The sequence below is a fragment of the Marinobacter daqiaonensis genome (genome assembly GCF_900115285.1).
Classification (GTDB): domain Bacteria; phylum Pseudomonadota; class Gammaproteobacteria; order Pseudomonadales; family Oleiphilaceae; genus Marinobacter; species Marinobacter daqiaonensis.
The window spans coordinates 1,785,833-1,811,610 of the sequence record NZ_FOYW01000001.1 but is presented as its reverse complement, the minus strand read 5'-3'; the positions used below and the strand labels follow the sequence as shown (position 1 = coordinate 1,811,610).

Annotated in this window: 20 protein-coding genes; 16 read left to right on the top strand and 4 right to left on the bottom strand. The window is 59.8% G+C overall.

Features of this window, described 5'->3' with window-relative positions:
• Window positions 1-168 precede the first annotated feature (168 nt).
• Window positions 169-1,947: a PQQ-dependent methanol/ethanol family dehydrogenase gene (locus BM346_RS08265; RefSeq protein WP_092010720.1), complete on the top strand. Its 1,779-nt coding sequence runs from the start codon at window positions 169-171 to the stop codon at window positions 1,945-1,947.
• Window positions 1,948-2,261: 314 nt separating this feature from the next.
• The gene (exaC, locus tag BM346_RS08260) at window positions 2,262-3,782 is read left to right on the top strand and encodes an acetaldehyde dehydrogenase ExaC (protein ID WP_092010717.1); all 1,521 of its coding nucleotides are present in this window, start codon (window positions 2,262-2,264) and stop codon (window positions 3,780-3,782) included.
• A gap of 243 nt (window positions 3,783-4,025) precedes the next feature.
• Here the strand turns inward: exaC and BM346_RS08255 are convergent, their stop codons facing one another.
• Window positions 4,026-6,146, bottom strand: a complete 2,121-nt coding sequence (locus BM346_RS08255; RefSeq protein ID WP_092010714.1) for a NosR/NirI family protein — start codon at window positions 6,144-6,146, stop codon at window positions 4,026-4,028.
• 227 nt (window positions 6,147-6,373) lie between these two features.
• Between BM346_RS08255 and pqqA the strand changes: the two genes are divergently transcribed.
• From pqqA to BM346_RS08215, 8 genes are all read left to right on the top strand, one after another.
• A complete protein-coding gene (gene pqqA, locus BM346_RS08250; protein WP_072678119.1) occupies window positions 6,374-6,445 on the top strand; it encodes a pyrroloquinoline quinone precursor peptide PqqA in 72 nt (23 codons plus the stop codon).
• Between the two features lie 53 nt (window positions 6,446-6,498).
• Window positions 6,499-7,428, top strand: coding sequence for a pyrroloquinoline quinone biosynthesis protein PqqB (pqqB, locus tag BM346_RS08245; RefSeq protein ID WP_092010711.1), 930 nt, complete (start codon window positions 6,499-6,501; stop codon window positions 7,426-7,428).
• Window positions 7,425-8,183: a pyrroloquinoline-quinone synthase PqqC gene (pqqC, locus tag BM346_RS08240; protein ID WP_092010708.1), complete on the top strand. Its 759-nt coding sequence runs from the start codon at window positions 7,425-7,427 to the stop codon at window positions 8,181-8,183. The genes pqqB and pqqC overlap by 4 nt, the downstream gene beginning before the upstream one ends.
• Window positions 8,183-8,446: a pyrroloquinoline quinone biosynthesis peptide chaperone PqqD gene (pqqD, locus tag BM346_RS08235; protein WP_092010705.1), complete on the top strand. Its 264-nt coding sequence runs from the start codon at window positions 8,183-8,185 to the stop codon at window positions 8,444-8,446. Before pqqC ends, pqqD begins: the two co-directional genes overlap by 1 nt.
• The gene (pqqE, locus tag BM346_RS08230) at window positions 8,443-9,585 is read left to right on the top strand and encodes a pyrroloquinoline quinone biosynthesis protein PqqE (RefSeq protein WP_092010702.1); all 1,143 of its coding nucleotides are present in this window, start codon (window positions 8,443-8,445) and stop codon (window positions 9,583-9,585) included. The genes pqqD and pqqE overlap by 4 nt, the downstream gene beginning before the upstream one ends.
• A gap of 64 nt (window positions 9,586-9,649) precedes the next feature.
• The gene (locus tag BM346_RS08225) at window positions 9,650-11,416 is read left to right on the top strand and encodes an alpha/beta hydrolase family protein (RefSeq protein ID WP_092010700.1); all 1,767 of its coding nucleotides are present in this window, start codon (window positions 9,650-9,652) and stop codon (window positions 11,414-11,416) included.
• A 100-nt stretch (window positions 11,417-11,516) separates the two neighbouring features.
• Entirely contained in the window at window positions 11,517-12,680 is a 1,164-nt protein-coding gene (gene ercA / locus BM346_RS08220) for an alcohol dehydrogenase-like regulatory protein ErcA (RefSeq protein WP_092010697.1), read from the top strand.
• Window positions 12,664-14,448, top strand: a complete 1,785-nt coding sequence (locus tag BM346_RS08215) for a hybrid sensor histidine kinase/response regulator (protein ID WP_092010695.1) — start codon at window positions 12,664-12,666, stop codon at window positions 14,446-14,448. Before ercA ends, BM346_RS08215 begins: the two co-directional genes overlap by 17 nt.
• 59 nt (window positions 14,449-14,507) lie before the next feature.
• Here the strand turns inward: BM346_RS08215 and BM346_RS08210 are convergent, their stop codons facing one another.
• Window positions 14,508-15,479 carry a metallophosphoesterase gene (locus tag BM346_RS08210; RefSeq protein ID WP_092010693.1) on the bottom strand — a complete coding sequence of 324 codons (972 nt, stop codon included), beginning with the start codon at window positions 15,477-15,479 and terminating at the stop codon, window positions 14,508-14,510.
• Between the two features lie 127 nt (window positions 15,480-15,606).
• Here BM346_RS08210 and chrA point away from each other — a divergent pair, with 127 nt between their 5' ends.
• The 3 genes from chrA (at window position 15,607) to msrB (ending at window position 18,076) form a co-directional block, all read left to right on the top strand.
• Window positions 15,607-16,770 carry a chromate efflux transporter gene (gene chrA / locus BM346_RS08205; RefSeq protein WP_227662854.1) on the top strand — a complete coding sequence of 388 codons (1,164 nt, stop codon included), beginning with the start codon at window positions 15,607-15,609 and terminating at the stop codon, window positions 16,768-16,770.
• Between the two features lie 186 nt (window positions 16,771-16,956).
• Complete coding sequence (msrA, locus tag BM346_RS08200) at window positions 16,957-17,583, top strand: peptide-methionine (S)-S-oxide reductase MsrA (protein ID WP_092010691.1); 627 nt, start codon at window positions 16,957-16,959, stop codon at window positions 17,581-17,583.
• A 70-nt stretch (window positions 17,584-17,653) separates the two neighbouring features.
• A complete protein-coding gene (gene msrB / locus BM346_RS08195) occupies window positions 17,654-18,076 on the top strand; it encodes a peptide-methionine (R)-S-oxide reductase MsrB (RefSeq protein WP_092010688.1) in 423 nt (140 codons plus the stop codon).
• A gap of 43 nt (window positions 18,077-18,119) precedes the next feature.
• Here msrB and BM346_RS08190 read toward each other — a convergent pair whose 3' ends face one another.
• Window positions 18,120-19,124: a calcium/sodium antiporter gene (locus BM346_RS08190; protein ID WP_092010685.1), complete on the bottom strand. Its 1,005-nt coding sequence runs from the start codon at window positions 19,122-19,124 to the stop codon at window positions 18,120-18,122.
• A 388-nt stretch (window positions 19,125-19,512) separates the two neighbouring features.
• On the opposite strand from BM346_RS08190, the gene mqo reads away from it, so the two are divergent.
• From mqo to BM346_RS08175, 3 genes are all read left to right on the top strand, one after another.
• Window positions 19,513-21,003 carry a malate dehydrogenase (quinone) gene (gene mqo / locus BM346_RS08185; RefSeq protein WP_092010682.1) on the top strand — a complete coding sequence of 497 codons (1,491 nt, stop codon included), beginning with the start codon at window positions 19,513-19,515 and terminating at the stop codon, window positions 21,001-21,003.
• A 231-nt stretch (window positions 21,004-21,234) separates the two neighbouring features.
• Window positions 21,235-22,470, top strand: coding sequence for an ATP-grasp domain-containing protein (locus BM346_RS08180; RefSeq protein ID WP_092010679.1), 1,236 nt, complete (start codon window positions 21,235-21,237; stop codon window positions 22,468-22,470).
• Window positions 22,471-22,557: 87 nt separating this feature from the next.
• A complete protein-coding gene (locus tag BM346_RS08175) occupies window positions 22,558-24,552 on the top strand; it encodes a hypothetical protein (protein WP_092013476.1) in 1,995 nt (664 codons plus the stop codon).
• Window positions 24,553-24,581: 29 nt separating this feature from the next.
• Here BM346_RS08175 and BM346_RS08170 read toward each other — a convergent pair whose 3' ends face one another.
• Complete coding sequence (locus tag BM346_RS08170; protein WP_092010676.1) at window positions 24,582-25,694, bottom strand: S-(hydroxymethyl)glutathione dehydrogenase/class III alcohol dehydrogenase; 1,113 nt, start codon at window positions 25,692-25,694, stop codon at window positions 24,582-24,584.
• Window positions 25,695-25,778 lie beyond the last annotated feature (84 nt).

The following is a 25,778-nucleotide window of genomic DNA, read 5'->3' as shown; positions in this document are numbered from 1 at the left end:
CTGTGCCTTTCGAAGTAGTACTACCAAGTGATGAGGAAACCTGCTCCGGGGAGTAATTGTCGGTAGTTCCCCAAGAGCGAAGAATCGTAGCAGAGGCGGGAAAAGTACCCGGTTCGCCCTGAAACGGAACCAAGAGAACTGAAAACAATAGAATTGGAGAGCGTAACCATGACAACCAACAAGTTCGGGATTCGCATTGCGGCCAGCGCACTGGCCTTGGCCGTATCCTACGGGGCCCATGCGGTGACCGACGAAGAGATTCTGAACGACCATAAAACGCCGGAAGATATCGTCAGCTACGGCATGGGAACCCAGGGTCAGCGGTACAGCACCCTGGCTGATCTGAACACCAGCAATGTTCAGCACCTGCAGCCAGCATGGGCATTTTCGTTTGGCAGCGAAAAAATGCGGGGCCAGGAATCCCAGCCTCTCATTAAAGACGGGGTCATGTACGTAACCGCGTCCTACTCCCGGATCTACGCCGTGGACGCCAGGACCGGTGAGGAAATCTGGCAGTACGATGCGCGTCTGCCGGACGGCATCATGCCCTGCTGTGACGTTGTTAACCGTGGTGCTGCCATCTATGGGGACAAAGTCTTTTTCGGCACCCTCGATGCCAAGCTGGTGGCCCTGAACAAGGATACCGGCAAACCGGTGTGGATCAAGAAAGTGGCTGACTACCAGGCCGGCTATGCCATCACCGCCGCTCCCATGGTGGTGAAAGGCAAGGTCATTACCGGCGTTTCCGGTGGTGAATTCGGCATTGTCGGCAAGGTTGAAGCTTATGACGCCCACACTGGCGACCTGGTCTGGACCCGTCCCACTGTTGAAGGCCATATGGGCTACGTCTGGAAAGGCGGCAAGAAGATCGAAAACGGCATTTCCGGCGGTGAAGCCGGGAAGACCTGGCCGGCCGAGATGTGGAAGAACGGCGGTGCCGCCACATGGCTGGGTGGAACCTACGATGCGGACACTGATTCGCTGTTCTTTGGAACCGGTAACCCGGCTCCCTGGAACTCCCACCTGCGCCCCGGCGACAACCTGTTCTCTTCCTCACGGTTGGCCATCGATCCGGATGACGGCAGCATCAAGTGGCACTTCCAGACCACGCCCAATGACGGCTGGGACTATGACGGTGTCAATGAGCTGATTTCCTTCGATTATGAAGAGGGTGGAAAAACCGTCAAAGCGGCTGCCACCGCTGACCGTAACGGCTTCTTTTACGTGCTGAACCGGGAAAACGGTGACTTCATCCGTGGTTTCCCGTTCGTGGACAAAATCACCTGGGCCAAGGGTCTGGACACGGAGACCGGCCGTCCGATCTTTGCCGAGGACGGGCGCCCGGGCAACCCGGCGGACATGGAGGGCGGCAAGGGTGAGGTTGTGGTAGCCCAGCCGGCCTTCCTCGGCGGCAAGAACTGGATGCCCATGGCGTTCAGCCAGGATACCGGTCTGTTCTACGTGCCTTCCAACGAATGGTCCATGGATATCTGGAATGAGCCGGTGTCCTATAAAAAAGGCGCCGCCTTCCTCGGTGCGGGTTTTACTATCAAGCCGGCTAACGACGACTACATCGGCGTCCTGCGGGCCATGGACCCGAAAACCGGCAAGGAAGTCTGGCGCTATGAAAACCCGGCCCCGCTGTGGGGCGGCGTCATGACCACCGCCGGCAATCTGGTATTCACGGGTACGCCTGAAGGCCACCTGAAGGCCTTTAACGCCATGACCGGCGAAGAGCTCTACCGCTTCAATACCGGTTCTGGTGTTGTCGGTACACCGGTTACCTGGACCATGGACGGCGAGCAATACGTCTCCGTGTCTTCCGGCTGGGGTGGCGCGGTACCGTTGTGGGGTGGCGAGGTCGCCAAGGTGGTAAAGGATTTCAACCAGGGTGGCATGGTGTGGACCTTCAAGCTGCCGAAGGACCGGGTGGCGGCTGCTAACTGACAGCTGCTGATTTGCGCAGAGGGGCCGCCAGCGGCCCCTCTTTTCGTTTGTGCGCGGACGGAGAGACCGGGCGTCACCGTTTCCGATCCTCAAGTCCACCGGGTTGGTTCGTTGACGTCACCTCCGTCTCAGCTCCCACGTCCAGGGCCCGGTAGATCAAGGAAGGAATAAGGCGCGACCCTGGCATCTACTACCAAATGACGAGTTTTACGCCTCCAAGGGATCATTTCGGCGGCCGGTGACGGGTTTTACAGTGGGAAGGTCAACGCGAAAACCGCGTCTACTGCGTCAAAACACAACAAGAGGCCACTATCATGATCTACGCAAATCCGGGTAAAGAAGGTTCCGTCGTTTCGTTCAAATCACGTTATGAGAATTACATTGGCGGCGAGTGGGTAGCGCCGGCAAAAGGCCAGTACTTTGAGAACATCACGCCGGTCACTGGTGAGGTAATCTGCGAGATTCCTCGCTCCACCGCTGAAGATATCGATCTGGCGCTGGATGCCGCCCACAAGGCCGCTCCGGCCTGGGGCAAGACCTCCGTCCAGGAACGCTCCACCATCCTGCTGAAGATCGCCGACCGCATCGAGGAAAATCTGGAAAAGCTGGCCGTCGCCGAGACCTGGGATAATGGCAAGGCAGTCCGTGAGACCCTGAATGCCGACATTCCCCTGGCCGCCGATCATTTCCGTTATTTCGCCGGTTGCCTCCGTGCGCAGGAAGGCCACATGGGTGAAATCGATGCCAACACGGTGGCCTATCACTTCCATGAGCCCCTGGGCGTCGTCGGTCAGATCATCCCCTGGAACTTCCCGCTGCTGATGGCTGCCTGGAAGCTTGGTCCCTGCCTGGCGGCCGGTAACTGCACCGTACTCAAGCCGGCGGAGCAGACCCCCGCCACCATTCTGATGCTTATGGAAATGATCGGCGACCTGCTGCCGCCGGGCGTGGTGAATATTGTTAACGGCTACGGGATCGAAGCGGGTAATGCGCTGGCCACCAGCAAGCGCATCGCCAAGATCGCGTTTACCGGTTCCACCCCGGTTGGCTCGCACATTCTGAAGTGTGCCGCCGAGAATATCATTCCGTCCTCCGTGGAGCTGGGTGGCAAGTCCCCCAACATCTATTTCTCGGACGTGATGAATGCCGAGCCCGAGTTCATCGACAAGTGTGTTGAAGGTCTGGTACTCGCGTTTTTCAACCAGGGTGAGGTCTGTACCTGCCCGTCACGGGCTCTCGTCCAGGAAGACATGTACGACGAGTTCATCGCCAAGGTGATCGAGCGCACCAAACAGATCAAACGTGGCAATCCGCTGGACACAGACGTTCAGGTGGGCGCCCAGGCCAGCCGAGAGCAGTTCGACAAGATCATGTCCTACCTGGAAATCGGCAAACAGGAAGGCGCTGAGGTGCTCATTGGCGGTGGTCGCGAAGAGCTGGAAGGTGAATTCAGCAACGGCTTCTACGTCCAGCCCACCCTGTTCAAGGGCGACAACAAGATGCGCGTCTTCCAGGAAGAAATCTTCGGGCCGGTAGTGGGTGTTACCACTTTCAAGACTGAAGAGGAAGCCCTGGCGATTGCCAACGACACCGAATTCGGTCTGGGCGCTGGCCTTTGGACCCGTGACACCAATCGGGCCTACCGTCTTGGCCGTGCAATCCAGGCAGGGCGCGTCTGGATGAACTGCTACCACGCTTACCCGGCTCATGCCGCGTTTGGCGGTTACAAGAAATCCGGTGTAGGCCGTGAAACCCACAAAATGGCTCTTGAGCACTACCAGCAGACCAAGAACATGCTGGTGAGCTACGATACCAACCCGCTGGGTTTCTTCTGATCCGTCATCCTCGGTTCGCGGGCCCTCCAGGCCCGCATCCCCTGTTCCTGCACAGATGTGAGTAATTACTCTTTTGGCCCCCTTCGGGGGCCTTTTTTGTGGCCGGAGCCCGGTGCCAGAAAGCGCTCCATCTTCAGTCAGCCCATCATGGCACCTGTTCAGAAGACCTGGTCTGGACAAACCACTTTATATGGCCTGTCTCAAGGAGCTGACGCGATTTCCCTGAGTTGACTGGACCGGACCTTACGTCCCCGCCGCATCGGTCGCCAGAATCCGGGCCCGCTGCTTCTGCTCTTTCTTGTTGCGGATGATGCTGTCCACGCACTGACTTTCGTCGCGGAGGATCACCACGCACTCCAGGCACTGGATACACTCGTCATAATCGATTCGGCCGTCCTTGCGGATGGCATTGATACCGCACTCGTTCTTGCAGTGTTGGCAGGGCGACCCGCAGCTCTCAATGCGGTCCAGCCAGCTGAACAGCCGGAACCGCCCAAGCACTGCCAGTCCGGCACCGAGCGGGCAAAGATAACGGCAGTAGAACTTGTGGATGAACATGCCGATTACCAGCAGGCCTACGGCGTAAGCGACAAACGGCCAGTAGCGCCAGAAGAAGAGGGTGATACTGGTCTTGAATGGCTCGATTTCCGCCAACTGCTCGGCGAGTGTCAAAGAGTAGAAAGCTGTTCCGACCAGCCCCAGAAGGATTGGATACTTCAGCAGTATCAGCCTGCGGTGCCAGCGTTCGGGGACCCTGATCTGCCGGAACCGGAGCTTTTCACCCAGCCAGGCAGACATCTCCTGCAGCGCGCCAAAGGGGCAGAGCCAGCCGCAAAACAGGCCACGCCCCCAGATAAACAGGGTGATGAAGGTGTAGGTCCAGAGGATGAAGATTATCGGATCAAGCAGGAATACATCGAGTGAGAATCCGTCCCAGAGCGTGAGCAACAGAGTGTAGATATTCACCACAGAAAGCTGGCCCTGAGCATAGAAACCAATAAAGAACAGGGTGAAAAACAGGAAGATCCAACGGAATCGATGCAGCATTTTCGGGTGCTTGCTAAAAGTCTTCTGTTTGACGAAAACGACAGTAAGCACGGTGAGTCCGGCAACCAGCAGGGTAATCTGGGCCCAGCGTTCCTTCCAGAGGCCCACCCAGACCGGCGTTCGAGTCGACTCTGGCGATGCGGCAATCTCAACCGTTTCAAACAGGTCATCATTGAAGGCGACGGGAATGTTCAGGGTGGCTGTATCTGAAATCAGATGATTTCTCGCCAGCTTGATTTGCAGTTTCAGTGTGGCCTCGGCGCCGGGGTTGAAGCCGGCATTGCCGCCAACCCGGAACAGGTGGGCGGCGTCGAAGTCTGGCAGGCCCCCGGCCTGCAGGCGAAGTTGCTGGTCCAGCCAGTTCAGATCACGCATTTCCACGGCGAGGTCGTTCTGAACAAGGCCGATCCGGTCGGGCGCGCTGCCAGGCGTGAAGTCGGTGTCTACATGCGGGAATACGCCACGGGATGCAACCATCAGAACCTGATCATTGTCCCCAAGTCGGTCCATGAAACGTTGATAGCCGTCATCGCCAAGCAGGTTCCGGCCAACCATTGGCGAGTTCATGTAGGCAAAGAAAATTTCGGTGAATGGCTCCCCGGCCGCAGGCTCAAGGTCCTCCGGGTAGTCAGTAAGCGGGCGTCCCAGTTCCTGCTCGACATCGCTGGCGGCAAGACGTTTATGGCCCACATAGCCACGATCGATCAGGTTCCTCCAGTTCATCGGTTCAAAAAAATCCGTTTTGGCCCGGGTGGGGGCGGCTTGAGAAAAGGTCTCCAGCTTCTGGCGTGCAACCTTTAATGCGGAAGAGAGCACGGTGTCATTGACAATCAGGACCGACACCGTGGCTTTACTGACGCCATCGAAATACACCACGTCGCCCTCGCTGTTTCTGCCAGATCGCGAGGAATTTGAGGTTCTCACTATGATCTGCTCCCGCAGGGACCGGCCTTCGTACTGGTCTACAAACTCGAATAGTGGTTCTTCTCCCAGTCCATGCAGGAATACTGGTTCGTGGTGATCCAGAATTTCCACTCCGGTAAAGCGCCCCTGGGTGTCGAGCCCGATCATCATCCGTATCGGTTTGCCGGCAAAGCCCTGGAGTCGGCTGAGGTCGGTGGATTCGTAGGCGTAGCCCAGCAATTCCTGCAGCTGGTAAACGGGCCATACCGGAAAGTCCTTCTGTTTTTCACCGATCACGGTAGCGGAAGGGAAGAGCTGGTGAATAATCGCTTGCCTGGCGTCGGAAGTTTCGGCCTGAACGGCCGCCGGGAAAAGGTAAAGAAACGCCAGGAAGAGCACGAACCGGATGGCCATCAGGAGGCTCCTAAAAGTTATTATTTTCCATGGTCTATATTAGGAGGAAGGGATTACACCTCAATTCGACCTCGGGGCCAGGGCGGTGCTACTTTTCGGGGGGGAAGAAAATGGTCCTAAAGTATCATGTTGGCCATGTTCGACTGTGGCTACGATGAAGTTGTGTAGTCGGTATTGCCGGTACATGTGCCCAATGCGCTAACAATCAATGACAAGAGGTGAGCATTATGTGGATTAAACCAGCCTACGAAGACCTGCGGATCGGCTTTGAAGTCACCATGTACTTCGCTAACCGCTGAGCGAGGGTCGGCCGGCGCGGTTGCGCTGGCCGTTTCCCCTCCGAACTGTTCCCATGCAGATTCACATTCTTGGTTCCGCCGCAGGTGGTGGGTTCCCGCAGTGGAACTGCAATTGCAGTAACTGCGCGGGCTTTCGCAACGGCACCCTGAACGCACAGGCCCGCACTCAGTCCTCTATTGCTGTCAGCGAAGACGGTGAACACTGGATTCTTTTTAACGCCTCGCCTGATATCCGTGCCCAGCTGGAGTCGTTCCCGGCAATGCAGCCGGGCCGCGCACTGCGCGATACCGGTATCAACGGGATCGTGCTGATGGACAGTCAGGTGGATCACACCACCGGTCTGCTGTCCCTGCGCGAGGGTCTGCCAATGGATGTATGGTGCACCCGGCAGGTACACGATGATCTCAGCGCTGGTTTTCCACTGTTTTCCATGCTGAAGCACTGGAACGGTGGGCTCAACTGGCGTGAAATCGAGGCATCCGAACAGGTCGAGTTCAGCATTCCCTGCGCTCCCTCGATTCGGATGACCGCCATTCCGCTGCTGAGCAACGCGCCGCCGTACTCACCCCGTCGCGACAACCCTCACCCTGGTGACAACATCGGGATTTTCATCCGGGATATCGGGGCCGGAACAACGGTGTTGTATGCGCCGGGACTGGGCCAGCCGGATGAGCGGATCCTGGGCTGGATGCACAAGGCCGACATCCTCCTGGTGGATGGAACCGTTTGGCACGATGACGAGATGATCCGCCAGGAAGTTGGCACGAAGACCGGTAAGGCCATGGGTCATCTTGCCCAGAGTGGACCGGGTGGCATGATCGAGGTACTCGACACCATGTCTGCCGGGCGCAAGATTCTCATTCACATCAATAACACCAACCCGATTCTCGACGAAGATTCGCCTGAACGGGCCGAACTGGCCAGGCATGGAATCGAAGTCGCCCGGGATGGCATGCACCTGGATCTGTCGGGGTATAAATGAGCGCTATTGCATCGGCCATGGGGCGGGCGGAATTCGAGCAGGCCCTGCGGGCCAAAGGACAGTATTATCACATCCATCACCCCTACCATAAGGCGATGTATGGCGGCCAGTGCACGCCGGAACAGATCCGCGGGTGGGTGGCCAACCGTTTCTACTACCAGATCAACATTCCCCGCAAGGACGCCGCTATCATGGCCAACTGTCCGGAGGCTTCGGTCAGACGGTTATGGCTACAGCGGGTACTGGATCACGACGGTCACACCGATGATGAGGGTGGAATCGAGGCCTGGCTGTCGCTGGCCGAAGCTGTGGGACTGAGTCGTGAGGAAGTAATTGACCAGCGTCACGTGTTACCCGGTGTCCGCTTTGCGGTGGATGCCTACCTCAATTTCGCGCGACGGGCGACCTGGCAGGAGGCTGCCTGCTCCTCACTGACCGAGCTGTTTGCCCCGGAGATCCATCAATCCCGGCTGGACAGCTGGCCTCAGCACTATCCCTGGATAAGGACAGAAGGCTACAGTTATTTTCGCAAGCGCCTGTCGGAGGCCCGGAGGGATGTAGAGCATGGCCTGAGTATTACCCTGGATTACTTCCGGACCGGTGAAGAACAGCAGCGGGCGCTTGAAATCCTGCAGTTCAAGCTGGACATTCTCTGGACCATGCTGGATGCCCTCACCATGGCCTATGTTCACCACACACCGCCTTATCACACTGTTACTGAAAACCAGGTCTACCATAGGGGGCTCGGGCTGTGATGAACCAGATTCCAAAGCTTCGGCCTGGCTTCCGTTTCCAGTGGGAGCCGGTACAGAACGCCCATGTGCTGCTGTATCCCGAGGGTATGGTCAAGCTGAATGAAAGCGCTTCGGCGATCCTGTCCGAAGTAAATGGCGAGAGCACCGTGGCCGAGATTGTCGAGCGCCTGGAAAACCGCTTTCCGGAGGCCGGCGCGCTGGAAGGTGATGTCTGCGAATTCCTGGACGACGCCCGACAGCAGCACTGGATCATGATGGTATGAGCCAGGCCCAGGAATCCCGAGCGCAGGTCGGGCCGCCGCTGTGGCTTTTGGCCGAAGTGACCTATCGCTGTCCCCTGCAGTGCCCTTACTGCTCCAATCCGCTCGACTTCGCCCAAAGCGATCAGGAGCTATCCACCGAACAGTGGGTCAGTGTGCTGCGTCAGGGGAGGGCCATGGGCGCGGCTCAGTTGGGCTTTTCCGGCGGCGAGCCCCTGGTGCGGCAGGATCTGCCGGAATTGATTGCCGAAGCCCGCCTGCTGGGCTACTACACGAATCTCATTACCTCAGGCATTGGCCTCAATGAGGCCAAAGTCGAGTCCTTCCGCGAAGCCGGGCTGGATCATATCCAGGTCAGTTTCCAGGCTTCCGACCCGGAACTGAACAATGCCGTGGCGGGTTCCCGCAAGGCGTTCGAGCAGAAGTTGGCCATGGCACGGGCGGTGAAGGATGCCGGCTATCCCATGGTGCTCAATTTCGTGATCCATCGCCACAATATCCACCAGATGGAGGATATTATCGATCTGTGCGAACGTCTGGGCGCTGATTACGTTGAGCTGGCCACGTGCCAGTATTACGGCTGGGCCTTCAAAAATCGTGAGGGGCTGATGCCCTCGGCTGCCCAGCTGGAGGTGGCCGAGCGCGAGGTAAACGCCAGGCGCCAGACCCTTGCGGAGGCCGGCTCCGCCATGAAGCTGATCTTTGTGACACCGGATTACTATGAGGTAAGGCCAAAGGCATGTATGAACGGCTGGGGCAGCCTGTTCCTGACAGTCGCGCCAGATGGCACCGCGCTCCCCTGCCACAGCGCACGGCTTCTTCCTATCGAGTTCCCCAATGTCAAAGACCAGTCCCTGAAATCGATATGGTACGACAGTCCGGGCTTCAATCATTACCGGGGTGACAGCTGGATGCCCGAACCCTGTCGCTCCTGTGATGAAAAAGACAGGGACTTCGGCGGCTGCCGCTGCCAGGCCTACCTGCTCACCGGTGATGCTGATAACGCGGATCCGGTTTGTGACAAGTCGCCCCACCACGATCGCATTCTTGCGGCCCGCCGGGCAGCTGACCATGCCACGGCAGGCCTTGAGGAACTGACCTATCGAAACGCCCGAAATTCACGACTCTTCTTCCGCGGTTGAAAGGCCGGTCCGGCTGAGCGCGGCGCAGGCTGCGGCAGCCCTGCGACAGCGGGAAAACCTGCGTGTGTCCGCTACTGCCATCGCCTGGCTCGAATATGACCCGGGCGAGGCTGTCAACCAGCTCTGGTGTCTGAGAAAGGGGGACCCTGTCCGGCTCACCGCTGCCACCTTCAGCATTCGTAGTGCCGTCAATGGCTATGGTGGGGGGGCCATGTGCCTGGATCGAAATACGGCGTATGTCGTCGAGCACGATACCCAGCAGGTGGTGCGTATTGACTGCCGGACGGGAACACGCCAACAGATCACCAGAGATCCACTGAGCCAGTTCGGAGGCCTTGTCTGGGATTCCATGCGGGGTCGAGTGCTTGCGGTTCGGGAGGAACGAGGCGAGGGCAGAGAGGGCCGGCAGCAACTGGTGGCCATTGCACCGGTTACCGGTCACCTCACCGTGCTGGCTGAAGGCGAGGACTTCTACGGAGCGCCGGCCATTTCCGTAGACGGCGGCTCACTGGCCTGGATCAGCTGGTCGCTGCCAGATATGCCCTGGTTCGCCACGCGGCTATGGAGGGCGGATGTAACCGAGCAGGGAGAGCTGGCGTCGGTCAGATCGCTGGAGCCCCCTCACACGGCCTCGGTGCAGCAGCCCCGCTTTGCTGATGGAAATCTGATGGTGCTCTCGGACCACGATGGCTGGTGGCAGCCTTTTTTGGTTTCTGAGGGCGGTGCGGGGGTGGTCTGGAATTGCCTCGAAGACCGCCAGGCAGACCATGGCAACGCGCCCTGGCAACTGGCCGAGCAGCACGGCGTATCCCTGTCCGGCGGCGGCCGCGCCTGGGTCTGTTACCAGCATGGCTATGGCGAGCTCTGGTGGCGGAGCCAATGGGATTCGCAACCGCGAAGGCTGTTACCCGACTGTGTCGATTTTCGTTCCCTGCAGAGCCGGGGGGATGACATTTTCTGCGTTGCCCGCCACACCGACGCCATGGACTCGGTATGGCAGATCAGGCCCGAGACCGGGTACTGCCGTCGCCTTGCCGGCGGCGAGCGGCCCATTCCGGCTCAGGAGTGCGTTCGACCGCGCAGTATGGTTGTGCCTGTGGAGTCCGGTTCCGCTGTGCAGCTCTTCCATTATCCGCCGATATCCGCCGCTGATGCGGCGCCGCCTGTGATTCTCCGTGTCCATGGCGGGCCCACCTCAGCGGCCTATCCGGTCTTCGATCCTCAGGCCCAGTTCTGGCTGCAGCGGGGCTTTGCGGTAGTGGACGTCAACTATCGTGGCAGCTCCGGTTTTGGCCGGGACTATCGCCTCGCCCTTGCCGGGCGGTGGGGCGAGCTGGATGTGGCAGATATTCACTCGGCGGTGGACTTCCTCGCCCGCAAGGGGGTGGTGGATACGGATCGGGCATTCATACAGGGTCGCAGCGCGGGTGGCTTTACGGTTCTGATGGCAATGCTCGATAACAGCCGGTTCCGGGCCGGGGCGAGCCTGTTCGGCGTGAGTGATCCGAGCCGGCTGAGGGCCATGACGCATCGCTTCGAGTCCGGCTACCTGGACTGGCTGCTGGGCGATCCCGAATCCCACCCAGAACGCTGGCGTGAGCGTACGCCCGTGAGCCAGGGGCACCGGATTCGTCGGCCCATGATTTTTTTTCAGGGCGGCCAGGACAGAGTGGTGGTTCCCGAGCAAACCGAGGCGATGGTGGCGGCTCTGGAGGCTAACGGACAGTCAGTGAGCTATCACTTCTTTCCAGAAGAGGGTCACGGGTTCCGGCGTGCTGAACGCCAGGCCTTTCTGCTGCAGACCCTGCTGGAATTCTATAACGCTCATTGACAAATTACCTGCATTACGCAACTGGTTAAAGTACACTCTGTTGTGACGGGAATCGCTCCCGGGAACAGGGCAGGCCAAAACAAGAATCCAGAGAGCGGTCATGAGCTACGACGTTTCTTCGCTGCGCAAGTTTGTTTCGCCGGAGATTGTCTTCGGTGCCGGATCACGCAAGGCGGTGGCCAATTTTGCGAGCAACTTTGGTGCCCGGAAGGTTCTGCTGGTGTCGGATCATGGTGTCCAGTCCGCCGGCTGGGTCGCCGAGATAGAGCAGCTTTTACGGGAAGCCGGCCTGGAGTACGCTACTTTTACCGGCGTCTCAGCTAACCCCAAAGTTGAGGAAGTCATGGCCGGGGCTGAGCTTTACCGCTCGGCTGAATGCGATGTTATCGTTGCTATCGGCGGTGGCAGCCCAATGGACTGCGCCAAGGGCATAGGCATTGTCAGCGCCCACGGTCGGAACATTCTGGAGTTCGAGGGAGTGGACACCATCCGGGTGCCCTCACCACCCCTCATTCTGATCCCCACGACCGCCGGCACCTCAGCCGATGTGTCACAGTTCGCGATAATTTCGGATCCTCAGCGCCGGTTCAAGTTCTCCATCATCAGCAAGGCGGTGGTACCGGATGTATCGCTGATTGACCCCGAGGTGACCGAAACCATGGATGAATTCCTCACGGCCTGTACCGGGGTAGACGCTCTGGTACATGCCATTGAGGCCTACGTCTCCACTGGTAGCGGCCCCCTGACCGACAGCCATGCCCTGGAGGCCATCCGGTTGATCAGTCATCACCTCGAGCCGCTGGTGCAAAGCCCTGGCGACAGCTATCTGCGGGAGCAGATCATGCTCGCCTCCATGCAGGCAGGCCTGGCTTTTTCCAATGCCATTCTGGGCGCCGTGCACGCCATGTCCCACAGCCTGGGTGGGTTTCTGGACCTGCCCCATGGATTGTGTAACGCCCTGCTGCTGGAACATGTCATAGCCTATAACTTCAGTTCTGCAGAGGGGCGCTTCAAGCGGGTGGCGGAAGCCATGGGTATCGACACCCGCGGCATGGCTGCTCCTGCGATCAAGAAAGCACTGATGGAGCGGGTGATTCTGCTCAAGCAGACAGTGGGGCTGGAAGCCAAGCTGGCGTCCCTGGGTGTACGCAGTTCGGATATTCCGTCCCTGTCCAGTTACGCCATGCAGGATCCCTGCATCGTGACCAATCCCCGCAAGTCCAATCAGCGGGACGTTGAAGTAGTGTATGAAGAAGCGCTCTGAAGCACCAACGAGCGACGAAAGTTCAGATCGTTACGACGTAGGCGATCTGCTGGGTCTTGGGAGTCATTCGGTCCGCAAGAATTATTATCCGGCTCTGCAGGAACGACTGGAGGAGTTGGAGCGGGAGCGAAACCGCTATAAGTGGTTATTTGAGAATGCGCTCCACGGTATCTTTCAAGGTAATCTGAACGGCGGTTTCCTCGCCGTGAATCCCGCCCTGGCACGAATTTGCGGCTATCCCAGCCCGCAGGCGCTGATTGGCTGCGTGGTCCGACTGCGAGAGCAGTTTTTCTGGGACGCCAATGAATTTGAGGAATTGCGCGATGAGCTGCTGGACAAGGGGCACATCAACGTTCGCGAAACCCGCTTGCGAAGAGCAGACGGCCGGCCTGTTCATGTTGCGATCACTCTGCTGAGGCGCCCCGACCTGGGGGCGGAGGTGGTGGAGGCCTTCGTTGCTGACATTACCGAGCGGCACATGGCCCGGGTAAGGCTGGAGCAGCTCAACACCGACCTGGAGAGGCGGGTAGAGGAGCGTACCGAAGCCCTGCAGAACGCCAATGTCGGCCTGCGCTATCAGATTGAAGAGCGCGAGAAGGTTGAGCGGGAGCTGGTAGTGGCGATCAAGGCCGCCGAGGAAGCTAACCGGAGCAAGGACAAGTACCTGGCCGCAGCCAGCCATGATTTACTGCAACCTCTTAATGCCGCCCGGTTGCTGGTCTCCACGCTGCAGGCCAGTAAGCTTCCCAACTACGAGAACCGCCTGATTGAACGGGTCCACCGGGCCCTGGAAGGTGCCGAGGATCTGCTGGCGGACCTCCTGGATATCTCCAAACTGGACCAGCAGGCGATGCAGCCTGATCTGGCCCGTGTCGATGTGGAGAACCTGATGGCCGGCCTGTTGGAGGAATTCGAGCCGGTGGCCCGCAGCGCCTCACTGGAATTTCGAAGCCACCTGGTTCCCGCCACTTTGCTCACTGACCCGCGCATGCTCACCCGGATCATGCGCAACCTGCTCAGTAATGCCTTTCGCTACACCCACTCCGGCAGTGTGCTACTGGCCATGAGGAGGCGCACGGACTACCTGCGCCTGGAAGTCTGGGACACCGGCATCGGCATTGCAGAAGACAAGCTCGAGGAGATTTTCGCCGAATTTCACCAGCTGATGTCGCCGGAGTCCGGGGGGCGCACGGGCGTCGGCCTGGGGCTGGCCATCGTCGAGCGCATGGCCGGTATGCTGGGATGCCGAGTGGAAGTGAAGTCCCGTCCCGGCCGCGGGTCCCGGTTTGCGCTTGATCTGCCGTTGGCGGCGATCGAACCGATAAGACAACAGCTCCCAATCGATTCTGTACAGAATGGGACACATGGGTCGCTGGAAGGCTGTCGCGTGATGGTGATCGATAACGAACCTGACATCCGGGAGAGCATGACAGCGCTGCTGTCTCGTTGGGGCTGTATTGTCCAGACAGCCGGCAGTCAGGCCGAAGCCCTATTCTCATGCCAGGCAGAGGGCCCTCCGCAGGCCATATTGGCCGACTATCACCTTGATGACAATTTCACTGGCCGCGAGGCCATTCACGCGTTGCGTCGGTCGCTCAGAGCAGATATTCCAGCGGCTATCCTCACCGCGGACCGCAGTGATGCGGTGAGTCGGATGCTGAAGAACGAGGGCCTGCCGGTTCTGAACAAGCCGATAAAGCCCAACCGTTTACGAGCGCTGATTTCCAGCCTGGTGACAACGGGGGCTCGATTGCGGGCCGGAGCATGACTTGGGGCTTTACCGGCGACTCCGTAGGGCATGCCAAAAAAATTTCCTGGGATCCCTGCCTAACCCGGCCCCCGGGTAAGAGTATGCAGGGTGACCTCAGGGGGGCAGTTCAATCGCACGTTGACCACCGACGTGCCAGACCCCGGTGAGGTATAGCCCTGCATGCCATTGTGCTGCCAGTAGCCCCGGCCCAGGGCGCGGGGGCAATCGGCATCGAGGGTGACCGGAAAGCCGCCCGGCAGGCAGATCTGGCCACCGTGGGTGTGGCCGCAGAGGAACAGGTCGTAGCCGGCGTGGGCAGCCTCCCGCCAGATTTCCGGGGTATGACTCAGCAACAGGCTGACAGCGCCATCGGGGATGTCGTCTCCGGCCCGTTGCAGGTTGTGAACCTTGTAGAAGTGGGCATCGTCGACCCCGGCGATGAACAGCGACTGGTCTCCCCGCTCGATGACCATGTGCTCGTTAAGGAGCAGGCGATAGCCCATGTCCTCAAGCCCCGGTACCATTCTGATGCTGTCGTGATTGCCCAGTACCGCCAAAGGTTCGCCCCGGATGGCCTCCCTGAGACGGGCCATTCCCTCCAGAGCGGCATCCACCGGCCCCCAGGTCATTTTGCGGTAATCGCCGGTGAGAACGCAGAGGTCGTATTCCAGCGGTTCGATCTGACGTATCACGGCCTCCAGATTGGCCGGGTCCATGTCCACATGGAGGTCCGTCAGGTGAAGGATCCGGTAACCTTCAAAAGCCTCTGGCAGTGAGGTTATGGGGAACCGGTGCTCGACAGTGCGCAGGCGGCGACTGTTGTCCTGGCCGCGCCGCAGCAGGCCCGCTAGGCGCAGACAGTTACGGATAAAACCGTGGGCGGAATAGAAGTTTTCCAGGTGAAAGGACCGGTGATCGCGGCCGGTGAGGCGCGCTTCCGCCTCCTGTTCAATGCTCAGGCGCTGCCGGGCGTGGACCGGCCCGAGCCGGAGGCTGAGGCGGTACCGGAGCAGATCTTCGTTGTCGGGGTCGGGCTCTCTTGCCGTCATGCGATTATTGCCTGGCTCTGATAGTGTTTGTGACTCTGCAGCACGAGTATGGTCCCTTCAGCGGGCCCCGTAAAATGCCGCTGTGATATGTCGACCACCGGCGGTTCATTGCCTGAAGGAGATTCTGGTGACGCCCCGACCCTCGTTCCGGGAGATATTTCTGGTGTTCCTGCGACTTGGCCTGACGTCCTTCGGTGGGCCGGCGGCCCATCTGGGCTATTTTCACGACGAATTCGTCTATCGGCGCCGATGGCTCACCGACGCCGCCTATGGCGAGGTGGTGGCTCTGTGCCAGTTACTGCCGGGGCCGGCCTCCAGTCAGGTCGGGCTGGCTATCGGGTTCCTGCGGGGACACTACCGGGGCGCCCTGGCGGCCTGGCTGGGTTTCACCCTGCCATCGGCGATCCTGCTGATGCTTTTTGCCCTGGGTCTGGGCCTGTGGCCCGGGGTCGCCGAGGGGGGCTGGGTGACCGGCCTCAAGTTGTTCGTGGTGGCTGTGGTGGCCCAGGCTGTGTGGCAGATGGGTCGTACCCTCTGCCCGGATGCCAGGCGCCGCGGACTGGCGATTCTGGTGGCGGCCTTCCTGGTGGTGTCGGGGTCGGCGGTGATGCAGATCCTTGCGCTGGCGGTGGCGGGGATGGCCGGACTGGTTCTGGGGATTCCGCGGGACCAGGCTTCCGGGGAGCTGACGCTGCCTGTTCAGGGGCGCCGGCCGATGGTCTTTGCGGTGCTTTTCGCTGCGCTTCTGCTGCTGTCTTTCTGGCCACTGGCCACTGGCACTCTGCCCTGGCTGGCGGCCGAAATGTATCGCTCCGGTGCGCTGGTTTTCGGTGGCGGGCATGTGGTGCTGCCCTGGCTCCAGGAAGGCTTCGTGGCTTCGGGTTACCTGTCCGCCGATACTTTCCTTGCCGGTTATGGGGCAGCCCAGGCCGTCCCGGGCCCACTGTTCACGTTCTCCGCTTTTCTGGGGGCCAGCGGAAACGGTATGGCCGGTGCGGTCATTGCGCTGGTGGCTGTGTTCCTGCCCGGCAGCCTGCTGGTTTTTGCCGGCCTGCCGCTGTGGCACTGGGTACGAAACCACGACAGGGCCCGCTCGGCGCTGGCGGGCGTCAACGCGGGTGTTGTCGGCCTGTTACTGGCCACGCTCTATGATCCGGTCTGGACCTCCGCCGTAAAAGGTTCTGGTGGGTTTGCACTGGTTATCCTGCTGTGGGGCGCGCTGGCTGTCCTGAGGGTGCCTGTGTGGGTTCTGGCGCCCCTGAGCGCTGGCGCCGGGGCGCTGCTGTTTTGACTTGAGCACACCTGTGGCCTGACCCTCACCGGATGCCACTACCGGCTCACAGGTTCGCCTAAACAGGTTGTGAAGCTGAACTAAAGGTTACAGAATGATCATACAGTGGCAATCAATCGGGCTCGGGTCTGGAACCGGAGTCCGGAGAAGTTGTCAGAATCGGTCTGATGAGGGAGTAAACCGGCGATGAGCATGTCCTGCAGTGTTTCCGGATTGACCGTGCCGCGGGATCGTTTCCCGGTTCCGGAGAAAGATCTGACGCCCGAGGGGGCCGGACCACAGAAGGCGGTTCTGGCGGGTGGCTGTTTCTGGTGTGTGGAAGCGGTTTTCCTGACCCTTGAGGGTGTACACCAGGTTGTTTCCGGTTATGCCGGTGGTGATCGCGAGACCGCCAACTATGATGCTGTGTGCAGCGGCCAGACCGGCCACGCCGAGGCGGTGGAGGTCCAGTACGACCCGGCGACGATCAGCTACGGGGAATTGCTGCGGATCTTTTTCTCGGTTGCGCACGATCCGACCCAGCTCAACCGGCAGGGTAACGACCGCGGTCCCCAGTACCGCTCGGCCATTTTCTACAGTACCCCGGAGGAGCGCCAGGTGGCGGAGTCCTACATCCGTCAGCTCGAGGAGGCAGATGTCTTCCCGGAGCCCATCGTCACTTCGCTGGAGCCGCTGGAGGAGTTCTATCCTGCGGAAGAGTATCACCAGAACTTTGCCGGCAAGCATCCCCGGCAGCCCTATATCATGGCGGTGGCCGCCCCCAAGCTGAAGAAAGTCAGGGAAGTCTTTCCGGACCGCCTCAAGCAGGCCTGAGCTCCGGATTCGCGAGGAACGCAGGGGCGTACCGACAATTCATTCCCCGTTTCCCGATGGAGTCATTCCCATGAGCAAATCGGCAGCAGGCTACGACCTGACTCCCTGGTCCAGAGAGGCCATCAATGCCAAAGCGGCTGAACTGACGGCCGAAGAAAGAACGGTCCTGCTGGATCACGGCACCGAGCGTCCGTTCTGCGGTACGCTGCTGGATAACAAGCAGGACGGCGTCTACCACTGCCGCCTCTGTGAGCTGCCCCTGTTCAGTTCATCGTCGAAGTTTGACTCCGGTACGGGCTGGCCGAGCTTCTTCGAGCCCTTCGATCCGGATCATATTCGTTACATTGAGGATAACAGTCTGGGGATGACTCGCACCGAGGTCCGCTGCCCCCGCTGCGACAGCCACCTCGGTCACGTGTTTCCGGACGGCCCGCCGCCTACCGGTCAGCGTTACTGCCTGAACTCAGTAGCCCTGACCTTCAGGCCCCGATAAGCTCAGCAGGCGGGGCCCGGCCGGGCCCTGCGCCATGATGTTCTCAGAGTACCGGCGGAAGGCCGGTTTCCCGTGCTGCGGAAATCACCGTGCTGGCGAGATAACCCGTGTAGGCCACATAGGCAACGAGCAGGATCGCCCCCTCCGGACGGTTGACCATGCGCTTGCCCCCAAACAGCCCGAATCCCATCACGAACAGGGCCACGGTCAGCGCCATCATTACCATCCAGTCGCGGTAGAGCACGCTTGATTCCACGGCCATGGGTTCGATTGTGGCGGCAATGCCCACCACCGCCAGGGTATTGAATATTCCCGAGCCCAGGATGTTGCCCAGGATGAGGTCGTGCTCGTTCTTGCGAACCGCGGCCAGGCCAGCCGCCAGTTCCGGCAGGGACGTGCCGATGGCCACGATGGTAAGACCGATGATCAGGTCGCTGACGCCCAGGCCCTGGGCAACGTAGACCGCGCCCCAGACCAGCATGCGGGAACTGATCAGCAACAGCACCAGACCCACCACCAGCCACATGATGGCCCGCTTCAGGGGCATCGGGTGAGCGGCCAGTTCAGACTCGATTTCGCCACCCAGTGGGTCGCCGGTACCACGCATGCCCTGCACGATTGACCAGGTCATTACCACGGCGAAGACCGCCAGCAGTACCCAGCCGTCCAGACGGGACAGGGAGCCATCAATGAGTTGCCAGCCGGCCAGCAGGGAGATACCCAGCAGCACGGGCAGCTCCTTGCGGAGAATCTGGGAGTGCACGCTGATGGGACTGACCAGGGCCACCAGCCCGACAATCAGGGCGATGTTGGTGATGTTGGAGCCGTAGGCGTTCCCCAGAGCGAGACCCGGATTGCCATCAGAGGCGGCGATGGCCGAGACCGCCAACTCCGGAGCCGATGTGCCAAAGCCGATGACCACCATGCCGATCAGCAGTGGCGACATGCCAAGATGCGAAGCGGTCGCCGCAGCGCCCTCGACGAAGCGGTCGGCGCTCCAGACCAGAAGAATGAGACCCGCGGCAATTGCCAGCAGTGCAAGCAGCATCGATCGTTCCTGTATAAAATGCTTTGTGAAAAGTCCCGGTCCAGAACCGGGGGTGAACGAAACAGTTCGTCATACCGTAGACAATTGTCGGCGCAGACGTTACCGCATATCTCATGCAAAGGTAAGCACAGGGTAATCCCCTATGGAAGGGAATGGCGTTTTCGCTGAGTATCCGACTAAAGTTGCGGTGACTCCGTACGTATTCATACGCATGATGATGCCCCCAAATGCCCGCGGGTAATTCAGGGCATGGCCAGTGACAGGTGGCTGACCTGGTATGGCCGGACTTTTTCTGTTCCCGCCAAAACCGGGATAATCATTCAGTAAGGGATTCGCTGCTGATCGTGGCGGCCCGACAGGTTCGATAACTCGCTAAGGTGACTAGCAAATGGCTGTAAGACAGGCAGACGTGGTGCTGGTCGGTGGTGGCGTCATGAGCGCCACACTCGGCTTGATGCTCAGGCAGCTCGATCCGTCCCTGGACATCGTCATGGTGGAACGTCTTGATCACGTTGCCCACGAAAGCACGGATGGATGGAACAATGCGGGAACCGGCCATGCCGGCTACTGCGAGCTCAATTACACTCCCGAGACCGAAGATGGTGATGTCACCATTGACCGGGCGCTGACGATCAATGCGTCCTTCGAGGTCTCCCTTCAGCTCTGGAGTTATCTGGTGGAGCAGGGGATGCTCTCGGATCCCAGGTCGTTTATCAACCGCACGCCTCACCAGAGCTTTGTCTGGGGTGAGAAGGACATTGCGTTCCTCAAGCGTCGCTACGAGAAACTCAAAGCCCACCACCTGTTCCGGGAAATGGAATATACCGAGTCGCCCCGTGTCCTCGAAGAGTGGATGCCCCTGGTGGTCAAGAACCGGGATCCGATGCAGCCGGTGGCGGCAACCCGGATCGGTCACGGTGCCGATGTGGACTTCGGCTCGCTAACCCGCAGCATGGTCCAGTATCTGCAGACGACACCGAATTTCGAGCTGATGCTGAGCAGCCCGGTGACCTATCTTGCCAAGCGCGATAATGGCCGCTGGAAAGTCCGGGTCAAGGACCAGAAGACCGGTGTCACCAGAAAGCTGGAAGCGGGCTTTGTCTTTCTCGGTGCCGGCGGCGGTGCGCTGCCGATGCTGCAGAAATCCGACATCGACGAGGCCAAGGGTTATGGCGGGTTCCCGGTCAGCGGCCAATGGCTGGTCTGCCAGAAGCCGGAAATCGTCAAACAGCATCGCGCCAAGGTGTACGGCAAGGCGCCGATTGGCTCGCCTCCCATGTCGGTGCCCCATCTCGACACCCGGATCATCAACGGCAAACCCGCGCTGCTGTTCGGACCGTTCGCCGGTTTCACCACCCGTTTCCTGAAGCAGGGCTCGGTGTTCGACCTGTTCGGCTCCGTCAGGCCCACCAACCTGCGCCCCATGCTTTCGGTCAGCAAGAGCAACATGGACCTCACCCGCTATCTGATTGGTGAAGTCTTCCAGTCACACAGTGACCGGGTGGCGTCGCTTCGCAATTACTTTCCGGATGCAAGGGAAGAGGACTGGAAGCTCCAGGACGCGGGGCAGCGTGTCCAGATCATCAAGAAAAGCAAGGACGGGGGCGGCAAGCTGGAATTCGGTACCGAGATCGTGGCGGCCAAGGATGGGACGCTGGCAGCCCTGCTGGGGGCTTCACCGGGTGCCTCCACCGCGGCCCACGCCATGCTTGATGTGATTGAGCGCTGTTTTCCCGAGAAGCTCAAAACCGATGAATGGCAGCAGCGCCTGCGGGAGATGGTTCCCTCCTACGGCCAGTCCCTGGTGGAGGATGAAGCCCTGCTGCGTAGAGTTCGCGAGCGGACGCTGTCCACCCTTCGTCTGCGGGAAGACGCCTGATCCAGACTCCGGCCAGGGTTTCCCTGGCCGGAGTGCTGTCCGTAATGTCTCTGAGGCATCGTTCCTCTCCTATTAGATCAAATCGATCTACCTGTTCTCGATAATCAAAAATCGATTTTAAAACAATGACCTGTATGTCAAGTTTCGGGTTTTTTGGAGAAGCCCTGTTACTGAATGCAACTTATTATTGTGTAGGTTGAAGAAGTAAATGTTGGTCAAGGAGAAGCTATCATGAACAGTGAGTCGAAGTTTAATCCGGAAAAAGGGTACGTGGCGCTGCTCGGCTGGAGCCTCAATGCCGTTGAGGCCGCGGAGAAGTTTGATCGTCGCTATGTGGTTGTGGCACCGGACTGGGCCGAGGCCTACTGCGAAGAACATAACATTCCCTACGTGCCCTGGAACTTCGAACGTCTGAATGATCGCTCCGTGGAAATCGCCCAGACTTTGCAGGAAATGGGCGTCGATGTGGCGATCCCGCTGTTTGAGGAAACCGTGGAATGGGCCGGCGCAATCAACTCGGTGTTGATGGACAAGCCAAGGCTGTTCGGCCAGGCCATGCTGTTGCGGGACAAGGCGCTGATGAAGCGTCGCGCACAGCTCGGCGGCATACGGGTCGGCATCTTTGAGGAGGCCCACGACAAAGGCGATGTGATCCGTTTTCTCAAGCGCGTTAACCAGACCCTGCTGAAACTCGACGGCGACCCCAATGACCCGATTCACCTGAAGGCTTTCGACAAGGCAGGTTGCCTGGGCCACCGGGTGATCCGCACCCCGGACGAAGTGGACGTTATCCCCGAGGAAGAGTTCCCCGTCCTGATGGAATCCCACCTTGATGGCTGGGAGTTCGCAGTGGAAGCCTGGATTCACAACGGCAAGGTGGCATTCCTCAATATCTCCGAATACGTGACTCTGGGTTACTCGGTATTCGTACCGGCAACACCGGATCTGGAAAAGTACCGTGAGCAGATCAAGGGTGAGATCGAGAAGCTCATCAAGACCTTCGATATCGATTTCGGTTTCATCCACCCCGAGTACTTCGTCACCAGCGACAGAACCATGTACTTCGGGGAAGTGGCCTATCGTCCGCCGGGGTTCAAGGTGTTCGAACTCCTTGAGCGCGCCTATGGCTTCAACGCCTATCAGGCCCTGATCATGACCTTTGACCCCAAGACCACCGAGGAGGAAGTAAAAGCCTTCTTCCCGAAGGAAGTGGAGGATGCCAAAGGTTATGCCGGATGCTTCGGCGTCTATCCACGCCGCCGGGTGGTCAGCAAGCTGGAAATCCCCGAGGAAACGGAGGATCACGACTATTTCGAGTCCCACGAGCTCACGGCACCCATGGAGGAAACTGTTACCAAGCGGACGGCTTTTGGCACCCACTGGGGCCTTGTCTATTTCTTCGGGGATGACCCGTATCGCATGCGGGATCTTCTGAAACATCAGGAAGAGCTGGACTTCTATGTATAATCAGCCTGAAGAACTGCTAAAGGGCTGCCGACAGCTCTAAGGATTTCAGGTTTGACGTATAGCAATGAAACATCGCCCTCGGGCGAGCTGGAACACAAGCTTGCCATCAAGGCGCAACGGCTGGACGATGCCATCGAGGTGGCGTCGTCCAGTCCGTCTTTTTCCCGCCTGACAAAAATGCCCCGGCTCATCGAGAGCATCCGCCAGGTGCTGATGCTGGAGGGCGGCTGCGCCGTCGTGGAAGCCCGGGCACGGTCGATTGAACAGACCGGTATCTTTGAAGGGTCCGACTGGGCCGACCCCCAGATTCTGATTCCATCCCTTACCCGACTTTCTCTGCGCAGTCCCTATTCCGACACTGTCGTGATCGAGGCTCTCAGTGAATTGCGGTTGCTGGCGGTGGCAAAGGGGGGGTACGAGCATCCCCGCATGTCCGCAGAACAGGCCCACCACTATCTTGCCCAGGTGTTGGCCATCAATCTGGAGTTGCTGTTCGGTACGCCCTCTGAGGCGGAGCGGGAACAGCAGGGGCGCCTGGCCACGATCAGCCGGGCGGTTATCCGTCATCTGGCCAACCGCATCGGCTACGAGCACATCATCGACCGTTTGATCGACGAGATCTGGCGCATTGTGAACCAGAGGCCTATCCAGGTGACGGATGTGCGCCAGATGATCACTCAGATCGCCATCTGCAGGAACAATCCGGATATCGACCTCGGAGGCAGCGGTCAGGGGGCAGACCGCCTGATCAGCAGCCTGTTCGGTCCCACCCAGGCCTGCCGGGAGGACCCCGGGGTGGGGGTCTACCTGGAGCGTATCCAGGCCATGGACCAGGCCGCCCTGCAAAGCGAAGCCACCGGTTGCGCCAGGGCCATGCACGACACTGGCCTGGTCTCGCCGTATCACGCGGCGCTGGTCCAGTACCTTCGCGAGCAGTCGCCTTCATTGCTGTCGGAGGCGCTGGGCCTCTCCAGCACCGGCCGCGACTGTCTGCTGTGCTATCAGGACCTGGTGCATGCCCTGATCCAGCAGGGGATTTTCCCGGAAACCTGCCAGGGGCTGTATGGTCTCGCGCTGATGCTGGAGCGGGGGATCATGTACCAGCCACCGGTTGCACCGGCACTCTGGCGCCAGGTTCAGCTGCCACTCTCGGCCAATGCGCGGGAAAGGATCAGGTTGGCGTTTGGCGACACGCCGGAGCCCAGGGCATGGCTGATCCAGGGGGTCCTGTCCATGCTGGGTCAGCCTCTGGGTGTCGGCCAGGGGAACAATCCGACCTGTCAATCGGCCCGGGCGCTGTCCATGTGGGCCTACAACGATCCGGACTATCTCCTGCAGATGGTGGCCTGGGCCGCCCGTGACGATGAGATCATCATGCACTTCGAGGGCGAGCCGGTGTCATCCCGGAACAGCGCGTCAGGGGTGGCGGCGGAGATCACTCTCGACCTTGATCCGGTCTCGTTGCTGGTGGTGCCCCACCTCGACCGGATCTATGCGGAAATGGGCAGGATGTGTATCGGCCGGGAAGGCGACCCCCATCGCTGGGTCAACCCGGAGTTCCATGGCTGGTGGTCCGGCCGCGGCTTCAGTATCAACGTGGATGTGGCCACCGGAAATCTCCTGGATCTGGAACGCTTTCTCCAGCATTTCTACATTACCTATCACCCTTATTACAACGGGAACCAGCCGCTTATCCACCCCCAGCCAGCCGGGATCGCGGTGACTGACAGTGCCGCCCGATTCATCGGCTGGCATGCCCTCACCATCCTCCGGGTAAGTCTCGATCAGCAGGACAGGATGCGGGTCTATTTCTTCAACCCCAATAACGACAGCGGTCAGAACTGGGGGGACGACATCGTGGTCAGTACCTCGGGTAACGGTGAACGTTTCGGGGAAGCTTCACTGCCGTTCGAGCAATTCGCCTCGCGGCTGTACATTTTCCATTTTGACCCCCTGGAGCGGGGGAATCCCGACGCCGTGCCGGCCGAGGACATCGCCCGGATTACCGATATGGTGTACCGGAGCTGGGGTGCGGACAGGGTTCCGGCGGAAGGGCTGCAGGCGGATAGCGGGCCCGTCTGAGGGACCCGCATCGCCTTCCGAGCCGACGACTAGAAATGAATGACGGAGCGGATGCTCTTGCCTTCATGCATCAGGTCGAAGGCCTTGTTGATGTCCTCCAGGGGCATGTTGTGGGTGATGAAAACGTCCAGCGGAATCTCTCCGGCCTGGGCCCTGGCCACATAATCGGGCAGTTCGGTGCGGCCCTTGACTCCGCCGAAGGCGGAGCCGCGCCAGACCCGCCCGGTTACCAGCTGGAATGGCCTGGTGCTGATCTCCTCGCCGGCACCGGCCACGCCAATGATGGTGGATTCTCCCCAGCCCTTGTGACACGCCTCCAGCGCGGCCCTCATCAGCTTGACGTTGCCGACGCACTCGAAAGTGTAGTCAGCGCCGCCGTCTGTCATCTCGACGATCACCTCCTGAATGGGTCTGTCGTGATCGTTCGGGTTGACCAGGTCGGTGGCGCCCAGCTGGCGGGCGATTTCGAACTTCTCCGGATTGATGTCGATCCCGATGATGCGCCCCGCTTTCGCCATGGTGGCGCCAATGATGGCCGCCAGACCGATACCGCCCAGCCCGAAGATCGCCACGGTTGCCCCTTCCTCCACCTTGGCGGTGTTGAGTACCGCACCGATACCGGTTGTGACCCCGCACCCCAGAAGACAGACCTTTTCCAGGGGGGCCTCCTTGGGAATTTTAGCCAGGGATATTTCCGGTAACACCGTGAACTCGGAGAACGTGGAGGTGCCCATGTAGTGGTAAATGGGCTGGCCTTTATAGGAAAAGCGCGGGGTTCCATCGGGCATCACGCCCTTGCCCTGGGTGGCCCGCACGGCCCCGCACAGGTTGGTCTTGCCCGAAGTGCAGAACTTGCACTTGCCGCATTCCGCGGTGTAAAGCGGAATGACGTGGTCCCCTACCTCGAGGCCGGTGACCCCCGGCCCGACCTGCTCGACGATACCGCCGCCTTCATGGCCAAGAATAGCGGGGAATATGCCTTCAGGGTCGGCCCCTGAGAGCGTATAGGCATCGGTGTGACAGACACCGGAAGCAACAATACGGACAAGGACCTCGCCCTCTTTGGGAGGCGCCACATCCACTTCCACAATTTCCAGGGGCTTGTTTGGCTCAAAGGCGACCGCAGCACGGGATTTGATCACAGTGCATCTCCTCTTTCTGTTTCGGGGGGTTTCCGGAAAGGATAGAGGAAAGCGGCGGTTTTGTATCACCGGAGCCCCGAAAAA

Coding starts and splice junctions, on each gene's coding strand:
- msrB (WP_092010688.1), top strand. CDS start 17,654: ATGAGCAAATCGGCAGCAGGCTACGACCTGACTCCCTGGTCCAGAGAG.
- mqo (WP_092010682.1), top strand. CDS start 19,513: ATGGCTGTAAGACAGGCAGACGTGGTGCTGGTCGGTGGTGGCGTCATG.
- exaC (WP_092010717.1), top strand. CDS start 2,262: ATGATCTACGCAAATCCGGGTAAAGAAGGTTCCGTCGTTTCGTTCAAA.
- pqqD (WP_092010705.1), top strand. CDS start 8,183: ATGAACCAGATTCCAAAGCTTCGGCCTGGCTTCCGTTTCCAGTGGGAG.
- ercA (WP_092010697.1), top strand. CDS start 11,517: ATGAGCTACGACGTTTCTTCGCTGCGCAAGTTTGTTTCGCCGGAGATT.
- pqqB (WP_092010711.1), top strand. CDS start 6,499: ATGCAGATTCACATTCTTGGTTCCGCCGCAGGTGGTGGGTTCCCGCAG.
- msrA (WP_092010691.1), top strand. CDS start 16,957: ATGAGCATGTCCTGCAGTGTTTCCGGATTGACCGTGCCGCGGGATCGT.
- BM346_RS08210 (WP_092010693.1), bottom strand. CDS start 15,479: ATGACGGCAAGAGAGCCCGACCCCGACAACGAAGATCTGCTCCGGTAC.
- pqqC (WP_092010708.1), top strand. CDS start 7,425: ATGAGCGCTATTGCATCGGCCATGGGGCGGGCGGAATTCGAGCAGGCC.
- pqqE (WP_092010702.1), top strand. CDS start 8,443: ATGAGCCAGGCCCAGGAATCCCGAGCGCAGGTCGGGCCGCCGCTGTGG.
- BM346_RS08180 (WP_092010679.1), top strand. CDS start 21,235: ATGAACAGTGAGTCGAAGTTTAATCCGGAAAAAGGGTACGTGGCGCTG.
- BM346_RS08190 (WP_092010685.1), bottom strand. CDS start 19,124: ATGCTGCTTGCACTGCTGGCAATTGCCGCGGGTCTCATTCTTCTGGTC.
- BM346_RS08215 (WP_092010695.1), top strand. CDS start 12,664: ATGAAGAAGCGCTCTGAAGCACCAACGAGCGACGAAAGTTCAGATCGT.
- BM346_RS08255 (WP_092010714.1), bottom strand. CDS start 6,146: ATGGCCATCCGGTTCGTGCTCTTCCTGGCGTTTCTTTACCTTTTCCCG.
- BM346_RS08265 (WP_092010720.1), top strand. CDS start 169: ATGACAACCAACAAGTTCGGGATTCGCATTGCGGCCAGCGCACTGGCC.